Below are 20,426 nucleotides of genomic sequence, written 5' to 3' on the forward strand. Positions count from 1 at the left end.
CCGGCATGATTAGGTCGGGTGCGTTGGCGCGAGCCTGCAAGCAGTACGACGAGAGGACAAGAATGACCGACTCCGCGATTCAGAACATCCCGGCCGCCCGGCCGGTGATCGACGAGTCCGACATCCAGGCCGTTGTCGACGTCATGCGCTCCGGCATGGTGGTCCAGGGCCCGCAGGTGAAGGCGTTCGAGGAGGAGTTTTCTGCCGTCGTCGACGGGCGCCACTGCGTCGCCGTCAACAGCGGTACGTCGGCACTGCACCTCACGCTGCTCGCCCTCGGCTTCGGCCCGGGCGACGAGGTGATCTGCCCGTCGTTCACGTTCGCCGCGACGGCCAACGCGATCCGGCTCGTCGGTGCGACCCCGGTCTTCGCGGACATCCAGCCCGACACGTTCAACATCGACCCGGCCGCCGTCGAGGCGCTCGTGGGCCCGAGGACCGTCGCGATCATGCCGGTCCACCTCTACGGCCTGCCTGCTGACATGACGGCCCTCAACGCGATCGCGGAGCGCCACAACCTGGCCGTCGTCGAGGACGCCGCGCAGGCCCACCTCGCGGCGATCGACGGTCGCCCGGTCGGCTCGCTCGGCGTCGCCGGCTGCTTCAGCTTCTACCCGACCAAGAACATGCACTCCCTCGAGGGCGGCATGATCACCACGGCCGACGCCGAGCTCGCCCGCCAGCTGCGCCTGCTGCGCAACCAGGGCATGGAGCAGCGCTACGCCAACGAGGTCGTCGGCACCAACACCCGGATGACCGACGTCGCCGCAGCCGTGGGCCGCAACCAGCTCCGCCGCCTCGCGGGCTGGACGGACCAGCGTCGGGCCAACGCCGCGACCCTGACCGCCGGGATCACCGCGGCGGCCACGCCCGTCGTGCCCGAGGGCTACCTCCACTCGTACCACCAGTACACCGTCCGTTCGGCCGAGCGCGACGCGCTGCAGGCACGGCTCACCGAGCAGGGCATCGGCAGCGCGACGTACTACCCGACGCCGGTGCACCGCCTGAAGCCGTTCCTCACCGAGGCCGGCGTGCCCGACCCGCGCTGGGAGCTCCCGGAGACCGAGAAGGCCGCGCTGGAAGCGCTGTCGCTGCCGGTGTTCCCGACCCTCACCGCCGAAGAGCTCGACCGCATCGTCGTGGCGGTCAACGCATGACGCTGAAGGCCGGTCTGGTGGGCCTGGGCGCCATGGGGCGCAACCACGCACGCATCCTGTCGATCCTCGACGACGTCGAGTTCGTCGGTGCCGCCGACGCGGTCGTCACCGACCAGCGCGTCTCGCACGGAGCGCCGATCGTCCCCGACGTCGACGCCCTGATCGCGCTGAAGCCCGACTACGTCGTGGTGGCGGCTCCGACCGGCACCCACGAGGAGATCGGGCTCAAGCTCGCGGCGGCCGGCATCCACGCCCTGATCGAGAAGCCGCTCGCGCCGTCGGTCGACGGGGCCAAGCGCCTCGTCGACGCCTTCGCGGAGAAGGGCCTGGTCGGCGGTGTCGGCCACATCGAGCGCTACAACCCCGCCCTGCAGAGCCTGCGTACCCGCCTCGCAGCCGGGGACCTCGGCGAGATCTACCAGGTCGTCACCCGCCGACAGGGCCCGTTCCCCGGCCGGATCGCCGATGTCGGTGTGGTCAAGGACCTCGCGACCCATGACATCGACCTCACCGCGTGGGTCACCGGACAGAACTACGTCTCGGTGTCCGCGCGGGCTGCCCGCCGCAGCGGTCGCGAGCACGAGGACCTGATCGTGGTCGTCGGCGAGCTCGACGGTGGCGCCGTGGTCAACCACCTCGTCAACTGGCTGAGCCCGCTCAAGGAGCGGTCCACGGTGGTCACCGGTGAGCGCGGCGCGTTCGTCGCCGACACCCTGACCGCCGACCTGACGTTCTACGCCAACGGTGCCGTCCCGACCGAGTGGGAAGCCGTCAGCGCCTTCCGGGGCGTCGTCGAGGGTGACGTCACCCGGTTCGCGATCCCGAAGCGGGAACCGCTGCTGCGCGAGCACGAGCAGTTCCGTGACGCCGTGCTCGGCAAGGACGCCGACATCGTGACGCTCGCCCAGGGCATGCGGACCGTCGAGGTCGCCGCCGGCATCCTCGCGTCGTCGACGGACGGCGGAGTCGTCCGGCTCTAGGCCGGACACAGGCAGATGCACACGCCCGTCGTCGATGTCACCGTCATCATCCCGGTCTACAACACCGTCGACTACCTGAGCGCCTGCCTGGACTCCCTGATCGGCCAGACCATCGGCCACGAGCGGCTCGAGGTCGTGGCAGTCGACGACGGGTCGACGGACGGCAGCGGAGAATTGCTCGAGAAGTACGCGGCGTCGTACCCCGAGGTCGTCCGGGTGTTCCACCAGGACAACTCGGGCGGCCCGGCCGGACCGTGCAACGTCGGTCTCGAGCACGCGACGGGCCGGTACCTGTTCTTCCTCGGCTCCGACGACTACCTCGCGCTCGATGCGCTGGAGCGCCTGGTCCAGCGTGCCGATGAGTGGCAGGCAGATGTCGTGGTGCCGGTCTCCGAGGGAGTCAACGGCCGCAACGTCGACCAGCGGCTGTTCCGGAGCGAGCACCCGGACCTCGCCTACCCCGGCACGTTGCTCCCGTACTCACTGTCGAACACGAAGCTGTATCGGCGCGACCTCGTCGTCGAGCACGGGCTGCGCTATCCCCTGGACCTGCGCGTCGGCAGCGACCAGCCCTTCACCCTCGCGGCGATGCGCGCTGCGCGGCGGATCGGCGTGCTGGGCCGGCCGACGGCGTACTTCGCCGTCAAGCGCAGCGATGACAGCAACATCAGCTACAAGATCGACTGGCCGACCCGGCTGGCCGACCTGACGGCCGTCGTCGAGCACCTCTGCGAGATCGAGCCGCCGGGTGACGACCGGGATGCGCTGCTCGTGCGGCACTTCTCGTGGGAGTTCGACAAGCTCCTCACCCGCGACCTGCCCCTGCTCTCCGACGAGGACGGGGCCGGCCTCGTCGCCGCCCTGGCGGTGCTCGCGGAGCGCTACCTGACCGAGGGAGTCCGGCGCCGCCTCATCGTGCCGCGGCGGATTCGCTGGCACCACGTGATGGCGGGCGACCTGGCCGCGGTGCGCGCGGCCTCGGACGAGGCGCCGCCCACCGGGACGCTGCTGGTCGATGCCGCGGGAGCGTTCCGGATGCTGCCCGGTTTCCGCGACGGGCTCCCCGACGACCTGTTCGCGATCCCGCAGGGCGCGATCACGCCGTGGACCCAGAGCATCGAGACGGACGCAACGGTTCGCCTCGACGGCCACACGATCGTCGTGACCGGCTCGACGACCACGCTCGACCCGACGTCGGCGAAGCACGCGCACGTGACGCTCGGCCCCCTGGACGGCGCCGGCGAACCGCACCCGGCCCTCGACCTCCCGCCGGCCGAGGCGCCGCGGGTGCTGGCCAGCGGCCCGGTGACCATCGACGCCGACGGAGCCGTCCGGGCGGAGCTCGACCTGATGCCGTTCATCGAACAGGGCGGCAGCCGTGCCGGACTCCGGCTCCGGATCGAGACCGACGACCGGATCATCGACCGGCCCATCCGGGTGCCCGTGAGCGCTGTCTCCGAGGTGGCCACCCGATCGCGAAAGGTCGCCGTCAGGGTGACATCATCGACCGGGGATCGGGTCCTGGTCGACGTGGCCGTTCCACGGACACTCGCCCGCCGGGCAGCCGGACGGCTGCGCCGCGAACTCGGTCGGCTCGGAAGCAAATGAGGAGAGCAGGAAACGTGGACATCTGTGTGGTCGCGCTCGGCAAGATCGGGCTCCCCCTGGCAGTGCAGTTCGCCAGCAAGGGGCACCGCGTCGTCGGTGCCGACGTCGACCAGAATGCAGTCGACCTGGTGAATCGCGGCGAGGAGCCGTTCCCCGGCGAGGCCCACCTCGCCGAGAAGCTCCGCGAGGCCGTCGACGCCGGACTGCTGTCGGCCACCACCGACACCACCGCCGCGGTCGCCGCAGCGCAGGCAGTCGTCATCGTCGTACCCCTGTTCGTGGCGGCGGACGGCACGCCGAGTTGGGCGTGGATGGACGCGGCGACCGAGGCCGTGGGCCGTGGCCTGAAGCCGGGCACCCTGGTCAGCTACGAGACGACGCTGCCCATCGGCACCACCCGCAACCGCTTCGGCCCCAAGCTCGAGGAGCTCTCCGGGCTCAAGGCCGGCGAGGACTTCCACCTGGTGTTCAGCCCCGAGCGCGTGCTCACCGGCCGGGTGTTCGAGGACCTCCGCAAGTACCCCAAGCTCATCGGCGGCATCAACCAGGCCTCGGCCGACGCGGCCATGGACTTCTACCGCGCCGTCCTCGACTTCGACGACCGTCCCGACCTGCCCGAGCCCAACGGCGTGTGGGACCTCGGATCGTCGGAGGCCTCGGAGTTCGCGAAGCTCGCCGAGACGACCTACCGCGACGTGAACATCGGACTGGCCAACCAGTTCGCCCGGTACGCCGACCAGATCGACGTCGACGTGCTCAAGGTGATCGACGCGTCCAACTCGCAGCCCTACAGCCACATCCACCGCCCCGGCATCGCCGTGGGTGGGCACTGCATCCCGATCTACCCGCGGCTCTACCTGTGGAACGACCCCGCGGCCACGGTCGTGACGGCCGCTCGCGAGGCGAACGCCGGCATGCCGTCGTACGCCCTCGACCTGCTGGCGGCTGCGCACGGCGACCTCACCGGCCTGCCGGTGCTGGTGCTCGGTGCGGCCTACCGCGGCGCGGTGAAGGAGACGGCGTTCTCCGGCGTCTTCCCGCTCGTCGAGGGCCTGAAGGCCCGCGGTGCGGTGCCGTTCGTGTCCGACCCGATGTACACCGACGCCGAGCTCGAGGCGCTCGGCCTGCCCGCCCACCGGGGCGAGCCGGTCAGCGCCGCGATCGTGCAGGCCGACCACCCGGAGTACAAGGCGCTCACCCCGGCCGACCTGCCCGGCGTCACCGTCCTCGTGGACGGTCGCCGTGCGACGGACGCCGCCGCGTGGAACGTCGAGGGCGTCCGCCGGGTCGTCATCGGCGGCTGAGGACGCCGTCCTTCTCGTCGTAGACGTCACTGGTCTCGGGGCAGGTCCACTCGCCCGGCGCTGACTCGGTCAGGCGAACGCCCGCCCGGCCGACCCAGCCGATACGGCGGGCGGGGACGCCGGCCACCAGGGCGAAGTCGGGGACGTCGCGCGTGACGACGGCACCGGCGGCGACCAGTGCCCAGGCGCCGACCTTGAGGGGTGCGACGCACACGGCGCGCGCGCCGATGGAGGCGCCGTCGCCGATCTCGACACCGACCGCTTCCCAGTCGTGGGCGCGCTTCAGGTCGCCGTCCGGGGAGACCGAGCGGGGGTACTGGTCGTTGGTCAGTACGGCGGCCGGACCGATGAAGACCCCGTCGCCGAGCGTTGCGGGCTCGTAGACGAGTGCGTAGTTCTGCAGCTTGCAGCGATCGCCCATGGTGACGCCGGTGCCGACGTAGGCGCCGCGTCCGATCACGCAGCTCTCGCCGAGCGTCGCGTCCTCGCGAATCTGGGCCAGCTCCCAGACGGTGGTGCCATCGCCCAGCCGGGCCGAGTCCGCGACCTGCGCGGTGTCCTTGACGGTTGCATTCACGCTCCCACCGTACTGATGCACGCGGTCTGCCGACCGTTAGCCTCCTCCCCATGAGCGCGGCTGCGGCACCGTTGGTGATGGGCGTCGTCAACGTCACGCCCGACTCCTTCTCCGACGGTGGTCGGTACGACGACCCGCAGCGTGCGATCGCGCACGGGCTGCAGCTGCTGGCCGATGGCGCGGACATCCTCGACGTGGGAGGCGAGTCGACCCGGCCGGGTGCCACCCGACCCCTGCTCGCCGACGAGCTCGACCGCGTCGTACCCGTCATCGAGGCACTCGCCGCGCAGGGGGCCGTGGTGTCGGTCGACACGATGCGGTCCGAGGTCGCGGCGCGGGCCGTCGAGGCGGGTGCCGGGATCGTCAACGACGTCTCCGGCGGCCTGGCCGACCCCGCGATCCTCGACGTGGTCGCCCGCACGGGCGTCACCTACGTCGCGATGCACTGGCGTGCCCACAGCGACCGCATGCAGCAGCTCGCCGACTACGAGGGTGGCGTCGTCGAAGCGGTGCGTGCCGAGCTGGCTGACCGGGTGGCGGCCCTGCGCGCCGCGGGCATCGCCGACGACCGGATCGTGCTCGACCCCGGCCTGGGGTTCGCGAAGCTGGGCCACCACAACTGGGAGCTGTTGCGCCGACTGGACGTGCTGGCCGGTCTCGGGTTCCCGCTGCTGGTCGGCGCGAGCCGCAAGACGTTCCTGGGACGGCTCCTCGAGGACCCCGACGGCGAGCCGCGGCCGGTGGCCGAGCGCGAGGCGGCAGGGGTCGCGCTGTCCGCCCTGCTCGCCGCCGGCGTGGCCGGGACCCCGGTCTGGTGCCTGCGGGTCCACGATGTGCGCGCCCACCGCGACGCCCTTGCCGTTGCGGCACAGTGGGGCACTCAGAACGCTGATCGGGCAGCGACCGGGAAGGAACGCGCGTGACGGATGGTCCTCTGGATGAACTGAGCATCCTCGGCATCGAGTGCTTCGCACATCACGGCGTCTTCGACCACGAGCGGCGAGACGGGCAGGTCTTCAAGTTCGACCTCGTTCTCGGCGTCGACACCCGACCAGCGGCCGCATCGGACGACTTGCGCGACACCGTGGACTACGGAAGCCTCGTGGACCAGGTAGTAGCGGAAGTGACGAGGGACCCGGTCGACCTGATCGAGACCCTCGTGCAGCGGATTGCCGATGTGTGTCTGTTGGACCGTCGTGTTGAATGGGCGCGTGTGACCGTGCACAAGCCGGATGCGCCGATCCAGGCGACGTTCGCCGACGTACAGCTCACCGTCACCCGTCGTCGCGAGACGCCTGCAGCGGGAGACCGAACCGGAAAGGCAGAGGGCCCAGCATGACCGAGACCCCCAACCCGAACATCATCGATGCAGACACCCTGACGGGGGAGATGCGACCCATTCGTCGGGTGGTGATCGGCCTCGGCTCGAATCTCGGTGAACGGTTCGCGAACCTGCAAGGTGCAGTCGACGCGCTCGCCGACACCCCCAACGTCTGGGTCACCGGCGTCTCGCCGGTCTACGAGAGCGAACCGGTCGACTGCCCGCCGGACTCGGCGACCTTCCTCAACGCCGTGGTCCTGATCGACACCACGCTGTCGGCACACCGCCTGCTGGACCGCGCGCTCGCCATCGAGGACGCCTACGACCGGATGCGCAGCGACGTCAAGAACGCCCCGCGGACCCTCGACGTCGACCTGATCGCCGTCGGCGACCGCCGCAGCGAGACCGATGCCCTCCGCCTGCCGCACCCGCAGGCACACGAGCGCGCCTTCGTGCTGCAGCCGTGGAGCGACCTCGAGTCCGACGCCGAGTTCCCGGGCCTGGGCCCGGTCTCGGAGCTGCTCGCCAAGGTGGACACGAGCGGCCTGAAGCAGCGTGCTGACCTGGTCCTCGAGTTCGAGTGACCTAGGGCGTGGACCAGGACCCCGACAGCGGCAACCTGCGGCCCACCGCGCTGATCAGCCTGCTGGGCTGGGCGCTGGTGGGCCTGGTCGGCGGCTGGGCGGTCCATCCGCTCTGTGAGCGCCTGGGCGTCGTACCGCCTCTCGTGACGGCACCGCAGCCACTGGCCCTGCTCCTGCTGGCGGCGATCCTCGGCTACGTCGCCTGGGCGACCCACCGGGCCGTCCAGGTACGACGCGAGCGGCTCGAGGCACACAAGGCGGTCAACCGGCTGGTGCTGGCCAGGGCCAGCGCCCTGGTGGGCGCGCTGGTGGGCGGCGGCTACCTCGGTTACGCGATCAGCTGGATCGGCGATCCGGCCGAGCTCGCTGACGACCGACTGGTGAGGTCGCTGATCGCGACCGGTTGCGCGGTGGCTGCAATGGTGGCGGCCCTCCTGCTCGAGCGGGCCTGCCGGGTCCGCGAGGACGACCCCGAACCACGCTGACCGCACCTGCCAGCGGTCGACTCCGTTGCAACCCGTGTGACTGTTGTGACAGTTGTGTCAAGCGTGTCGTCCGTCTCATCCGGTCCCGGAGGCTTACCGTTCGGACATGACTTCCCCCGCCGGCAACCGTCGTCGTCAGCGGTCCACTCGTCTCCTGGTGGCCGTCGCTCTCCTCACGCTCGCGGCGCTGGCCGTTGCGGGTACCGCCGTGACCGGTTCGTGGTTGCTGGTCACCGTCGCTGCTGCGGGCTCCGTGGTCCTCGGCGCGGCCGCTCTCAAGATCGCCCACACCGAACTGATCGCCACCCGTCACGATGCTGCGCGCGACCGCGCCGGCCAGGCCCGCGCCTACGCCGACCTGACCGAGGTCCGTACGGCCGAGAACGTCGAGTTCGCGGCCGACATGACCGGCAAGCTCGCCAAGCGTGACGCCACCATCTCGCGGCTCGAGAAGCGCCTCGGCGACGCGGCCTCGGAGCTGGCCGACGCCCGCCAGGAGCTGGCCGACGCCCACGACCAGGCCGCGGAGGCCCAGCGGGTCGCCGAGCGCCTCGGCGAGCGGCTCACCGACGCCGAGGAGCGCGCCGGCCAGGCCATCGTGCGCGTTGCCGAGCTCGAGGCCGAACTCGACGTCCTGCAGGCCGAGTGGCAGCTGATGGAGTCGCGGACCCGCGGGAGCGCTCGCAAGGCGGTCTGACGCCACGGCTCACGGGGCCGGGGCGCAGCCGACCCGCGGGTGGGTCGATCGGATCGTTAGGATTCACGACAACCCGTAAGTCGACCGTCCGCCGTACCTGAAGGATCCACTCTTGGCCTACGACCGCGCGCGAGCCCGGCAGTCCCTGATCCGGCTCGCGAAGTCGGGGCCCGGACGGATGCGCGGCCCCGTCGGTCGGGCGACGCGTCGTTTCCGGATGGGTTTCTCCGGTCCACTGGTCTCCGTGGTCCTCCCGCTCAGCGACGACGAGACCACCCGGATCGGCCCCTGCCTGGACACCCTGCGGTCCCAGACCCACCGCAACCTCGACATCGTCGTGGTGCCCTATGGCCGCCATGACAAGGTGCTGGACCTCGCCCGGGGCCATGCCGTCGCCGACTGGCGGATCCGGATCCGCGGCAAGGCCCAGCGGAGCCTCGCGGCTGCGCGCAACGCCGGCATCGCGTCGGCCCGGGGCGGGCTCGTGGTCGTCGCCAGTGGCGGCGACGACTTCCTGCTGACCGCCATCGCCCGGCTGGTGACGGCGCACGAGGCGTCCGGTTCGCCGCTCGTGGTCGGCCAGATGAAGGAGCCGGACACCGTCGGCTGGGTCCTGGACGCGCCGTACGCCGCCGCACACCACGTGGACGTCTCCCGCACCACCCTGGCTGCGTCGCCCGTGGCGGTCACGGACCTCGGGGTCGGCAACAAGCTGTTCACCGCGGACCTCTGGCGCACGGCCGGTCTCCGGTTCGCCGATGCCCAGCCCAGCGGCGCCGATGTCGCCCTCGGCCTGCTGCGCCACGCGTCGACCTTCGACCTGCTCAAGCAGGCGACCTACGTCCCGACCGGCCGCAAGGACGGCGTCGGGGTGGGCTCGGTTCCCGACGTCCTCTCGGGTCTCGACGCGTGGATCCACGAGCACACGCGGACCTGGCAGGCGGTGACCGCGCTGGAGCTGCCCGATGCCCGCGACTGGTGGTTGTGGGGCCTCCTGGACGCGGCCGTGCAGCCGCTCCTGGCCGACGTCGAACGTGCCGACGACCGGCAGTGGCAGACCCTGCGGGACCACGTCAGCATGCTGCTGGAGTCGGCCGACGAGACGGTCTGGGCGCGTCTGTCGGCGGAGTCGCGCATCAAGATCTGGCTGTTGCAGCACGACCATCGCGAACAGCTGGCGTCGTACGCCGCGGCGCGCTTGTTCACCGGTGGCAGCCGAACGACCGTGGTCCGCGACGGCAAGGTCTTCGCCGAGCTGCCGTTCCACGACGACGAGGACCTCGCCATCCCGGCCGAGCTGTTCGAGATGTCGCCTGACGAGACGCGACTCTCGGCGGTGCTGCGCGACGTGCGCTGGGTCGGGGCCGAGGCCGTCGAGCTGAGCGTCTTCGCCGCCATCGACTTCGTCTCGATGTCCGCTCTCCCCGACGTGACGTGCGCCCTGGTCGACCAGGACTCGGGTGAGCGGATCGAGCTCGCGCTGCGCCAGGTCCGCGACCTGCGGGCCAACGAGGGGTGGGAACTGATGTCCCGCCGGTGCCAGGACGGTTCTTGGGGCGCCTTCCTCGCCACCGTCGCGGTGCCCGATCTGGTCGCCGCCTCCCGAACGGCAGGACTGCCGTCGGCAGGGCGCACCTGGCGACTCGACGTCACCCTCACCGTCGACGGCGTGACCCGGTCCGGGCCGGTCGCCCGCGTCGATGCGCAGGGCTCGGCCGGATTCGTCGGCGAGGACCACCTGGCGCCCCGGCCCGCCGCAGGCGCCCTGATCGGCTTCAGTCCGCGCGCCTCCCTCGCCGGCCTCCGGGTCCTCCCGGACACCGGCCCACGGTTGCGGTCGGTCGAGGTCACCGGCCGCACCGTCAGCGGCTCCCTGGACGACGCCGGTCTCTCCCTCGTCGCGGTCCGCGCGGCCGCGGGTGCGCTGCAGGCCCGCGCCGTGACCGTCGTGGCCGACGACGGGTCCACCACCTTCCGGCTCGACCTGCCTCCCGCCTGGACCGGCCAGAAGCACTGGTCGCTGGCCGCCCTGGGCGCCGACGGCACGGAGCACCCCATCGGGTGGCCCGCCGTCCACGAGCAGTGGCTGGGCGTCGGAGGTGGCGGGGTCGTCTTCAGCCGCAACGCCCACGGCCACGCCGAGCTCCTCGAGGCTGCCGGCGTGCTGGTCGTCGACGACGTGGTGGTCGACGACCTCGACGTCACCGTGACCGGCCGCTGGCTCGCAGCCGTTCCGCCCGCCGACGTACGCATCGAACTGGTGGGGCAGAAGGCCACCGTCCGCGGAACGATCGACCCCGAGGCCCCCTCCGGTGAGGTGCGCGTGGGCTTCCGCCTCGTCGGCGATCCCTGGGGCCTGCGCGAGGCACCGGTGCCGCTGGGCATCTATCCCGTCACCGTCGTCACCGGCGGCCAGTCGTCGATCGCCCCGCTCGGTGAGTCGGCCATCGACAAGCTGCACCAGTACACCGTCGGTCCGTCCTACACGTCGCGCCTGATGCGCTTCGGCCGCGACTGCAACATCGAGCTGCACCGTTCGATGGCGGACGACGAGCGCGGGCCGTACGCCCAGCAGGTGCTCCAGGACTGGTACGCCACCACGGACTTCCCGCTCGAGCGGGACGCCGTCTATCTCCAGTCGTACGTCGGTGCGTCGGCCACCGACAGCCAGTTGGCCATCCACGAGGAGCTGCGTCGTACGCACCCCGGGCTGACGATCTACTGGGGCGTTGCCGATGCTGCGTCGTGGGTCCCCGAGGGCGGCATCCCGGTCACCCTGAACACGCGTGAGTGGTACCGCGTCCTCGGCAGCGTCGAGTACCTCTGCCTCAACATCGACCCGGAGCGGTGGTTCGCCCGCAAGCCGGGACAGAAGATGCTGCAGACCTTCCACGGCTACCCGTCCAAGTCGATGGGCCTGCGGATGTGGCGGGGCAAGAACTTCACCCAGAAGCGGATCGACCTCGAGCTCGCGCGCACGTCGGGGGAGTGGGACCTGATCCTCACGCCCGAGCCGTCGATGGACGAGCACTACCGCCGCGAGTACGCCTACGACGGGCCGATCTTCAGCCACGGCTACCCGCGCGACGACGTCCTCGTGTCGGCAGACGCCACGGCGCTGCGGGAGGCGACCCGGCTCCGGCTCGGGATCCGTCCCGAGCAGAAGGCCGTCCTCTACGCACCGACCTGGCGCGACGACCTGGCCACCAACTGGCGCAGCGCCGAGATGGTGCACCACCTCGACCTGGAAGCAGCCAGCCGTGCGCTCGGGCCGGACTACGTCCTGCTGATGCGCGGTCACCGGTTCCACTCGACGGCCACCACCACGGGCGACGGCGCCGCACGCTTCCTCGACGTGACCGACTATCCCGAGATCAACCACCTGATCCTGGCGTCGGACGCTGCGGTGCTCGACTACTCCTCGCTGCGCTTCGACTTCGCCCTGACCCAGCGCCCGATGATCTTCCTGGTCCCCGACCTCGACTCGTACGTCGGCGGCGTCCGGGGCTTCCTCTACGACTACCGCGACTCCGCGCCCGGCCCCCTGGTCGACACCGCCGACGAGGCCGTGAAGCTGCTGCGGGACTTCGCAGGCCTCGAGCGCAGGTGTGCGCCCGAGCTGGCCCGGTTCCACGAGAAGTACAACCACCTCCAGGACGGCCAGTCCGCCCGCCGGGTGGTCGAGGCGTTCTTCGGCTGACGACCCCTCGGGCGACGACTTCGGGGGTTGAGCGGAGGGCCACTAACCTGTTCTCCATGTCGAACCCCGCGAAGAACGTGGCCGTCCTCCTCGCCGGTGGCGTGGGAAGCCGGGTGGGCCTCGACATCCCGAAGCAGCTGATCAAGGTCGCGGGCAAGACGCTGCTCGAGCACACCCTGGTCGCGCTGCACGACCACCCCGACGTCGACGAGCTGGTCGTGATGATGGCCCCCGGCCACACCGACGCGGTCCGCGAGATCACCCGCGCCGGCGCGTACCCGAAGGTCACCGCGATCCTCGAGGGCGGCGACACCCGCAACGCCACGACGCAGCTCGCGATCAACCACCTGCAGGCGAGCGCCGCGGGTGCCGACGTGCGGATCCTGTTGCACGACGCGGTGCGCCCGCTGGTCACGCCGCGGATCATCGGCGAGTGCTTCGCCGCCCTCGAGACGTACCCCGCCGTCGATGTCGCGATCCCGTCGGCGGACACGATCATCGAGGTTGCCGAGGACGACACGATCCGGAGCATCCCGCCGCGTGCGTCATTGCGCCGGGGGCAGACGCCGCAGGCCTTCCGCCTCTACGTCCTCGCGAAGGCCTACGAGATCGCCGCTGCCGACCCGGAGTTCACGGCCACCGACGACTGCAGCGTGGTGCTGCGCTACCTCCCGGACGAGCCGATCATCGTGGTGCACGGCGACGACCGGAACATGAAGGTCACCGAGCCGATCGACGTGTTCATCGCCGACAAGCTCTTCCAGCTGACCGGCATCGACCTGCCCCGCGCCCGGACGGACGAGGGCTACCGGACGGCGCTTGCCGGCAAGACGATGGTGGTCTTCGGCGGCAGCTACGGCATCGGCGCGGACATCGCAGCCCTCGCGTCGTCGTACGGCGCCACGGTGCTGACGTTCAGCCGGTCCACCACCAACACCGATGTGGGCCGACGCGCCGACGTGGCCGCTGCTGCGAAGCAGGCGATCGCCGCGACGGGCTCGATCGACTTCGTCGTCAACACCGCAGGCGTCCTGCCGCGCGGTGAGCTCCTGGAGACCAGCGAGGAGACGGTCTACGCCGCGACCGAGATCAACTACCTCGGCCCGATCTTCATCGCCCAGGAGTTCTTCCCGCACCTGGCCGCCTCGCGCGGCGCGCTGCTGCTCTTCACGTCGAGCTCCTACACCCGCGGTCGCAGCGGCTACAGCCTCTACTCCTCGGCGAAGGCGGCGACGGTCAACCTCACCCAGGCGCTCGCCGACGAGTGGGCCGACGCGGGAGTGCGGGTCAACTGCATCAACCCGGAGCGCACCGGCACCCCGATGCGGACCAAGGCGTTCGGTGACGAGGCGCCCGGGACGCTGCTCGATTCCCAGGTCGTGGCGCACACGTCGGTCGACGTACTGATCTCCGACCAGTCGGGCCACGTGTACGACGTCCGCAAGGACGACCCGTTCAGCCTCGGCGACTGAGCCACCCACGCATGCCCGCTAGCGTTCACGGTGTGAAGCGAATTCTCCTGCGGTCGGGGAAGGACCCGTTCGACGTGGTCAGCGTCGAGGAGTCGATCGAACGCGACGTCCTCGGGACCAACGCAGGCAACCTGATCTTCAGCAACGCCGCCCACAAGATCCTCTCGACGCCGGACACCCAGGTGGTCTCCAACGGCCTCGTCGTCTACCGCGGGCTCGTCGAGAAGATCAACAGCGAGTACGACGCCTTCGTCGTACCCCTCGCCAACGCCTTCCGGCCCAGCTTCGCGCCGGCGCTGCAGCGGCTGACGCGCGTCATCCGTCAGGTGAAGGTTCCCGTCGTCGTCCTCGGCGTCGGTGCACAGGCCAATGCCGAAGGGGATCTGGCCGCCCTCGGTCCGCTGGAGGACTCGGTGCGCGACTTCGTCTCGGCCGTCCTCGACCACGGCCCCACGATCGGCGTGCGCGGCGAGTTCACCGCCGACTACCTGGCGGGCCTGGGATTCCGCGACGTCGAGGTGATCGGCTGCCCGTCGATGTTCTTCGAGGGTCCCGTCCTGCCGACCATGAGGCCCGTCGGGGAGCTGACGGAGGCCTCGCGGATCGCCGTCAACGGCGCCCACTCCGCCGTACGGAGCCTGGGCCTGGACCGCATCATCGCGCGGATCCACGAGCAGTTCCCCCAGGCGACGTTCATCGGGCAGAACACCGCGGAGGCCGCGCAGCTGCGCTGGCGCGACATCGCGAGCCCGTCGGGGGCAGTGAAGCTGATGCCGACCCATCCGGAGCATCCGATGTTCCAGGAGGGCAAGGCACGGGTGTACGTCGACCCGGCGACGTGGATCGACGACCTGCGGGGCTTCGACGTCTCCATCGGTGCCCGGATCCACGGGAGCATCGCCGCCCTGCTCGCCGGCACCCCCGCAGTGGTGCTCTGTGGCGACGCCCGCACCCTCGAGCTGTGCCGCTACTTCGAGATCCCGCACCGGTTGCTGCGCTCGCTGCCCGAGGACGTCGACCCGGTCACCCTCGTGGAGGAGGCGGACTGGGCGCCGATGGTGCGGGGTCACCGCGAGCGCTACGACCGGTTCGCCGCGTACCTCGACAAGCACGGACTGGCGAACACGTTCGCCCACGGTGACGGGGGCGTTGCCTTCAACGAGCAGATGGCGGGCATCGACTTCCCGGACGGGATCGAGCCCTCGCAGCTCTCGGACCTGGAGGCCACCCGCGAGCACGTCGCGTGGCTGCGTGAACAGGCCCGGGAGGCACGGCGCCAGGACCAGGGTCGCCTCAGCCAGGAGCTGCTCGACCGCCTGTCGCCGGCCGGGGGCGCATCGCCCACGCGCCGCGCGGCCAGGCTGATCGCCCGTGCCGGGCAGCGCAGGGCCCGCGGCTGATGTGACAGGGGCCACGGGGGCACCCCGTTCCGCGGGTGGCGCAACCGGCGTACCGTTGTCTCGTCCCGGAACCCCGGGGCGCAGGAAAACGTGAGCACAACGTCCGGTACCCACCCCGGCTCCCCCCACCAGGGAGGAGTGGTCGGAGGGACGGGAACGAAAGGTTCTCAGATGTCCCACAAGTTCCGCGTGGGCGTGATCGGTGCTGGCCGCGTCGGCGCCGTCCTCGCTGCGGGTCTGCACGCCGCCGGTCACCATGTCGTGTCCGCTGCCGGCGAGTCCGACGCTTCTCGCCGCCGCGCCGCCGAGCTGTTGCCCGGTGTCCCGCTGCGCAAGCCGAGCGATGTCGCGCGCGACGCCGACCTGCTGCTGCTCACCGTCCCCGACGACATGCTCCCCAACGTGGTGCAGGTCCTCGCCGCGAGCGGTGCCCTCCGGGCCGGGCAGTACGTCGCCCACACCTCCGGTCGCCACGGCCTGGCCGTGCTCGACCCGGCCGCCGAGGTCGGCGCGCACGTGATCGCGCTCCACCCGGCGATGACCTTCACCGGCACCGTCGTCGACATCGAGCGCCTCCACGGCTGCGTCTTCGGCCTCACCGCCGGACCGGCGGAGCGCGAGGTCGCCGAGGGCCTCGTCGCCGACCTCGGCGGACGCCCCACCTGGGTGCCCGAGGAGATGCGCACGCTCTACCACGCGGGCCTCGCCCACGGCGCCAACCACCTCGTCACCCTCGTGAGCGAGGCGATGAGCATGCTCGCCGCCGCCGGGGTGGACGACCCGTCCGGCACCCTGCGCCCGCTGCTCGACGCCGCCCTCGACAACGCCCTCGCCCACGGAGACGCCGCCCTCACGGGGCCGATCGTCCGCGGCGACGTGCAGACCGTCGCGGCCCACTTGGCCGACATCTCGCGCAACGCACCCGACACCCTGCCGTCGTACGTCGCGATGGCCTGGGCCACGCTCGACCGCGCTGTCACCGACGGTCGCCTGATCCCGATCCGTGCGCAGAAGATGGCCGACGTGCTCGGTGCGTACGGCGACCGCGGCTTCAGTGGCGGCTTCACCCGTACCTCCGGCGACGCGGGAGCCGACCAGGCATGACCGCAACCACCACGCCGGCTGTCGCACGCAGCCGGGCAGACCTTGCCGGCCTGCTCTGGTCTCGAGACGGTCGCAGCGCGACCTCCTCGACCAACGGCACCGGGCCGGTCGTGCTGGTGCCCACCATGGGCGCGCTGCACGAGGGCCACGCGACGCTGATGCGCGCGGCCCGCGAGCGCGCTGGCAGCGATGGCGTCGTCGTGGTCTCGATCTTCGTCAACCCGCTGCAATTCGGAGCCGGCGAGGATCTCGACCGCTATCCGCGCACCTTCGACACCGACCTCGAGATGGCGGCGGCCGAAGGCGTCGACGTCGTCTTCGCGCCGGTCATCGCCGAGATGTACCCCGACGGCGTCCCGCACGACGGCGTGCCGTCGCAGGCGGTCACCGTCCAGCCCGGCCCGCTCGCCGACATCCTCGAAGGCGCCAGCCGCCCCGGACACTTCCGCGGTGTCCTCACCGTGGTTGCCAAGCTCTTCGGCCTGGTCCGTCCCGACGTCGCCGTCTTCGGCGAGAAGGACTACCAGCAGCTGACCCTGATCCGGCGGATGGTCTCCGACCTCTGCCTCGGCATCGAGATCGTCGGTGCCCCCACGGATCGGGAGCCCGACGGGCTCGCCCGGTCCAGCCGCAACCGGTACCTCGACGACGGACAGCGCCAGCACGCTGCCACGTTGAGCCGTGCCCTGCGTGCGGCCCAGGAACGGGCGCCGTACGGCGTCCCGGCGGCCCGTTGGGCAGCCATGAGCGTCATCAAGGAGGAGCCGGGCGTGGAGCTCGACTACCTCGCGCTCACCGACACCGGTCTGGGCGAGCTGCCCGACTTCCCGGAAGCCGGCACCGAAGGCCGGATCCTCGTTGCAGCCAGGGTCGGCACGACCCGGCTCATCGACAACATGACCCTGCAGTTCTGAGCAGTTCAAACTCCTGAGGGGGAACCCCATGCTGCGCACCATGATGAAGAGCAAGATCCACCGCGCGACCGTGACGCAGGCCGACCTGCACTACGTCGGCTCGGTCACCGTCGACGAGGACCTGCTCGACGCGGCCGACCTGCTGGCGGGCGAGCTCGTGCACATCGTCGACATCGACAACGGCGCCCGCCTCGAGACCTACACGATCGCCGGCGAGCGGGGCACCGGCGTCATCGGCATCAACGGTGCCGCCGCCCGCCTCGTGCACCCTGGCGACCTGGTCATCCTCATCGGCTACGGCCAGATGTCGACCGAGGAGGCCAAGGAGTTCAAGCCGAGCGTGGTCTTCGTCGACGCCGACAACAAGATCATGGCCACCGGTTTCGACCCGGCCGAGACCTTCGGCGACCCGAGCCTCGAGCGCGGCGACGTCACCGCGGCGCGCTGACCCGGCTCCGGATCAGTAGCCTGCAGGAATGTCTGACCACGTGGCCCCCAGTCCGACGGCCGTACGACGCCTTCCGGGACGACTGGACGCGCCCGGGCCCGGCTGGACCACCCGCGCCGACGTCGTCATCGTCGGCTCCGGCATCGCCGGGCTCACGGCTGCGCTGCGCCTGCGTGGGCAGGTCGACAAGATCCTCGTCGTCACCAAGGACGTCCTGGCGGCCGGCTCGACCCAGTGGGCCCAGGGCGGCATCGCCGCGGCGCTCGGTCCGGGCGACACCCCCGAGGAGCACGAGGTCGACACCCTCGTCGCCGGCGCGGGCGCCTGCGACCTGGACGCCGTCCGGGTGCTGGTCAACGAGGGCCCCGAGGCGGTCCGCGAGCTGATCGCGCTCGGCACCAACTTCGACCAAACCGACGACGGCGAGCTCTCGCTCACCCGCGAGGGCGGGCACCACCGCGACCGGATCGCGCACGCCGGCGGAGACGCCACGGGTGCTGAGATCCAGCGCGCGCTGATCGCGGCCATCGAGGCAGCCCCCGACATCGAGGTCATCCAGCACGCGCTGGCCGTCGACCTGCTGCTCGGCGAGGACGAGCGCGGCGTCACCGGCGTCGCGGGCCTGACCCTGCACGTCATCGGTGAGGGTGAGCGCGACGGCGTCGGTGCCGTCGACTGCCGCGCGGTCGTGCTGGCCAGCGGCGGTCTCGGCCAGGTGTTCTCGCAGACCACGAACCCGTCGGTCGCGACCGGCGACGGCATGGCGCTGGCACTGCGCGCCGGCGCGACGCTGCGCGACCTGGAGTTCGTCCAGTTCCACCCGACCGTGATGTACCTCGGACCCGACTCGCGCGGCCAGCAGCCGCTCATCTCCGAGGCGGTTCGCGGCGAGGGCGCGTTCCTCGTCGACGGCCCGCCGGAAGAGGGTGGCACCCGCTTCATGCAGGGCGTGCACGAGCTCGCCGACCTCGCTCCGCGCGACGTGGTCGCCAAGGCGATCATGAAGCGGATGATCGAGACGGGCCGGCCCCACATGTGGCTCGACGCCCGGCACCTCGGCGCGGAGTTCTGGGAGAAGCGCTTCCCGACCATCCTCGCCACGGCCCGCTCGCACGGGGTCGACCCGGTCACCGCGCTGATTCCCGTTGCGCCTGCCTGCCACTACGCCTCCGGCGGCGTCCGCACCGACCTCCACGGCCGTACCGACCTGCCCGGGCTCTACGCCACCGGCGAGGTCGCCTGCTCGGGCGTGCACGGCGCCAACCGGCTCGCGTCGAACTCGCTGCTCGAGGGACTCGTCTTCTCGCGGCGCATCGCCGACGTGCTGCCCGGCGAGATCGCCCCGTGGCGCGAGCCGTCCGAGGACGGCCGTACGGCGGGCCTCGTTGCCGGCGACGTGCGCCGGGAGCTGCAGGAGGCGATGTCCTCCAGGGTCGGCGTCCTGCGGACCGCGCCCGGCCTGGCCGAGGCCGGTGCGGTGCTCGACAAGCTCGCCGGCCACACCGCCGACGTCGTGGGGCAGGACGCGTGGGAGGCGACCAACCTGGTCACCATCAGCGCCGCCCTCACCGATGCCGCCGCGCTGCGCGAGGAGACCCGCGGTTCGCACTGGCGTGAGGACTTCCCCGATCGCGACGACGCCCACTGGGCCGGCCACTTCGACGTACGGATGAGCGACGGCGTGACCACGGTTGCGTTCGTGGCCTCGCCTGCGACCGACGGCACCGTGAATGGCGCCGTCGTCGGTGGAGGTGCGGCGTGATCGCCCGGACGCCGTACGACGCCCTGCCGGCGTCGCTCGTCGAGGAGATCGCCGCGGCCGGGCTCGACCCGAAGGCGGTCTACGACCACATCGCGCTGGCGTTCGAGGAGGACCTGCCCGGTGGCGCCGACGACGTCACCAGCGCCGCGATGCCCGACATGGGCCGCGCCGTGGCTGACTTCGTGGCGCGCGAGCCGGGTGTCGTCGCCGGCCTCGCGATCGCCGAGCTCTCGTTCCTCTACGCCCTCGGCGACACGGTGGAGCTGAGCGGGCGCGTGGCCGACGGCACGCGCGTCCAGCCCGGCGACGTCGTCCTCACGGTGGCGGGTCCCGTCCAGGGCGTCCTGACCGCCGAGCGCACCGCCCTCAACTTCGCGTCGCACCTGTCCGGCGTCGCCACGGCGACGGCCGCGTGGGTCGACGCCCTGGCCGGCACCAGCGCGCGGGTGCTCGACACCCGCAAGACACTGCCCGGCTGGCGCGCCCTGCAGAAGTACGCCGTCGCGTGTGGCGGCGGCGTCAACCACCGGTTCAGCCTCGTCGACCGGGCGATGGTCAAGGACAACCACGCCGTCGCTGCGGGTGGTGTCGTGGCCGCCTACCGGGCCGTCGTCGCCGCGAACCCCGGCCTCCGCGTCGAGGTCGAGGTGATGGACCTCGACGAGCTGCGCGACGTGCTCGCCGCCGGTTGCACCGAGGTGCTGCTCGACAACATGAGCACCGCGGACATGGCCGAGGCCGTCCGGATCAACCAGGCGGCCGGGGGCAACGCAACCCTCGAGGCGTCGGGTGGACTCACGCTCGAGCGCGCCCGCGAGGTCGCCGAGACCGGAGTCGACTTCATCTCGGTCGGTGCGCTGACCCACTCGGTCAACGTCTTCGACCTCGGCCTGGACTTCCGGACGACGTAGTC

18 protein-coding genes are annotated in these 20,426 nt (G+C 71.4%); 17 read left to right on the top strand and 1 reads right to left on the bottom strand.

Annotated elements, in window-relative coordinates:
* Window positions 1–62: 62 nt before the first annotated feature.
* Genes ACOACQ_RS19605 through ACOACQ_RS19620 form a run of 4 tightly spaced genes read left to right on the top strand, consistent with a single transcriptional unit; the run spans window position 63 to window position 5,049 of the window.
* On the top strand, window positions 63–1,157 hold the full coding sequence (locus ACOACQ_RS19605; RefSeq protein ID WP_420289111.1) for a DegT/DnrJ/EryC1/StrS family aminotransferase: 1,095 nt from the start codon (window positions 63–65) through the stop codon (window positions 1,155–1,157).
* The gene (locus tag ACOACQ_RS19610) at window positions 1,154–2,137 is read left to right on the top strand and encodes a Gfo/Idh/MocA family protein (RefSeq protein ID WP_420289112.1); all 984 of its coding nucleotides are present in this window, start codon (window positions 1,154–1,156) and stop codon (window positions 2,135–2,137) included. The genes ACOACQ_RS19605 and ACOACQ_RS19610 overlap by 4 nt, the downstream gene beginning before the upstream one ends.
* 15 nt (window positions 2,138–2,152) lie before the next feature.
* Entirely contained in the window at window positions 2,153–3,745 is a 1,593-nt protein-coding gene (locus tag ACOACQ_RS19615; RefSeq protein WP_420289113.1) for a glycosyltransferase family 2 protein, read from the top strand.
* Window positions 3,746–3,759: 14 nt separating this feature from the next.
* A complete protein-coding gene (locus ACOACQ_RS19620; protein WP_420289114.1) occupies window positions 3,760–5,049 on the top strand; it encodes a nucleotide sugar dehydrogenase in 1,290 nt (429 codons plus the stop codon).
* Here the strand turns inward: ACOACQ_RS19620 and ACOACQ_RS19625 are convergent.
* Window positions 5,036–5,626, bottom strand: a complete 591-nt coding sequence (locus tag ACOACQ_RS19625) for an acyltransferase (protein ID WP_420289115.1) — start codon at window positions 5,624–5,626, stop codon at window positions 5,036–5,038. The genes ACOACQ_RS19620 and ACOACQ_RS19625 overlap by 14 nt on opposite strands.
* 50 nt (window positions 5,627–5,676) lie before the next feature.
* Here ACOACQ_RS19625 and folP point away from each other — a divergent pair, with 50 nt between their 5' ends.
* The 13 genes from folP to nadC all read left to right on the top strand — a co-directional run bounded on the left by folP (window position 5,677) and on the right by nadC (window position 20,424).
* Complete coding sequence (folP, locus tag ACOACQ_RS19630) at window positions 5,677–6,549, top strand: dihydropteroate synthase (RefSeq protein WP_420289116.1); 873 nt, start codon at window positions 5,677–5,679, stop codon at window positions 6,547–6,549.
* Window positions 6,546–6,965: a dihydroneopterin aldolase gene (folB, locus tag ACOACQ_RS19635; RefSeq protein WP_378600372.1), complete on the top strand. Its 420-nt coding sequence runs from the start codon at window positions 6,546–6,548 to the stop codon at window positions 6,963–6,965. Before folP ends, folB begins: the two co-directional genes overlap by 4 nt.
* Window positions 6,962–7,531 (top strand): 2-amino-4-hydroxy-6-hydroxymethyldihydropteridine diphosphokinase, encoded by a 570-nt coding sequence (folK, locus tag ACOACQ_RS19640; RefSeq protein WP_378600375.1) that lies wholly within the window; start codon window positions 6,962–6,964, stop codon window positions 7,529–7,531. Before folB ends, folK begins: the two co-directional genes overlap by 4 nt.
* 8 nt (window positions 7,532–7,539) lie before the next feature.
* Window positions 7,540–8,016 (top strand): DUF3180 domain-containing protein, encoded by a 477-nt coding sequence (locus ACOACQ_RS19645; protein WP_420289117.1) that lies wholly within the window; start codon window positions 7,540–7,542, stop codon window positions 8,014–8,016.
* Between the two features lie 106 nt (window positions 8,017–8,122).
* On the top strand, window positions 8,123–8,713 hold the full coding sequence (locus tag ACOACQ_RS19650; protein WP_378600380.1) for a hypothetical protein: 591 nt from the start codon (window positions 8,123–8,125) through the stop codon (window positions 8,711–8,713).
* A 112-nt stretch (window positions 8,714–8,825) separates the two neighbouring features.
* Window positions 8,826–12,413, top strand: coding sequence for a CDP-glycerol glycerophosphotransferase family protein (locus tag ACOACQ_RS19655; protein WP_420289118.1), 3,588 nt, complete (start codon window positions 8,826–8,828; stop codon window positions 12,411–12,413).
* Window positions 12,414–12,469: 56 nt separating this feature from the next.
* Window positions 12,470–13,885, top strand: coding sequence for an SDR family NAD(P)-dependent oxidoreductase (locus tag ACOACQ_RS19660; protein ID WP_420289119.1), 1,416 nt, complete (start codon window positions 12,470–12,472; stop codon window positions 13,883–13,885).
* Window positions 13,886–13,917: 32 nt separating this feature from the next.
* A complete protein-coding gene (locus ACOACQ_RS19665; protein WP_420289120.1) occupies window positions 13,918–15,285 on the top strand; it encodes a polysaccharide pyruvyl transferase family protein in 1,368 nt (455 codons plus the stop codon).
* Window positions 15,286–15,456: 171 nt separating this feature from the next.
* Window positions 15,457–16,389, top strand: a complete 933-nt coding sequence (locus ACOACQ_RS19670; protein WP_378600394.1) for a Rossmann-like and DUF2520 domain-containing protein — start codon at window positions 15,457–15,459, stop codon at window positions 16,387–16,389.
* Window positions 16,386–17,303, top strand: coding sequence for a pantoate--beta-alanine ligase (gene panC, locus ACOACQ_RS19675; RefSeq protein WP_420289121.1), 918 nt, complete (start codon window positions 16,386–16,388; stop codon window positions 17,301–17,303). Before ACOACQ_RS19670 ends, panC begins: the two co-directional genes overlap by 4 nt.
* A 28-nt stretch (window positions 17,304–17,331) precedes the next feature.
* Window positions 17,332–17,751, top strand: a complete 420-nt coding sequence (panD, locus tag ACOACQ_RS19680) for an aspartate 1-decarboxylase (protein WP_378600399.1) — start codon at window positions 17,332–17,334, stop codon at window positions 17,749–17,751.
* A gap of 28 nt (window positions 17,752–17,779) precedes the next feature.
* Entirely contained in the window at window positions 17,780–19,513 is a 1,734-nt protein-coding gene (locus ACOACQ_RS19685; RefSeq protein ID WP_378600402.1) for an L-aspartate oxidase, read from the top strand.
* On the top strand, window positions 19,510–20,424 hold the full coding sequence (nadC, locus tag ACOACQ_RS19690) for a carboxylating nicotinate-nucleotide diphosphorylase (RefSeq protein WP_378600404.1): 915 nt from the start codon (window positions 19,510–19,512) through the stop codon (window positions 20,422–20,424). The genes ACOACQ_RS19685 and nadC overlap by 4 nt, the downstream gene beginning before the upstream one ends.
* Window positions 20,425–20,426: the final 2 nt, after the last annotated feature.

Source organism: Nocardioides sp. CPCC 206347, from assembly GCF_048654605.1.
In the GTDB taxonomy this organism is placed as follows: Bacteria; Actinomycetota; Actinomycetes; order Propionibacteriales; family Nocardioidaceae; genus Nocardioides.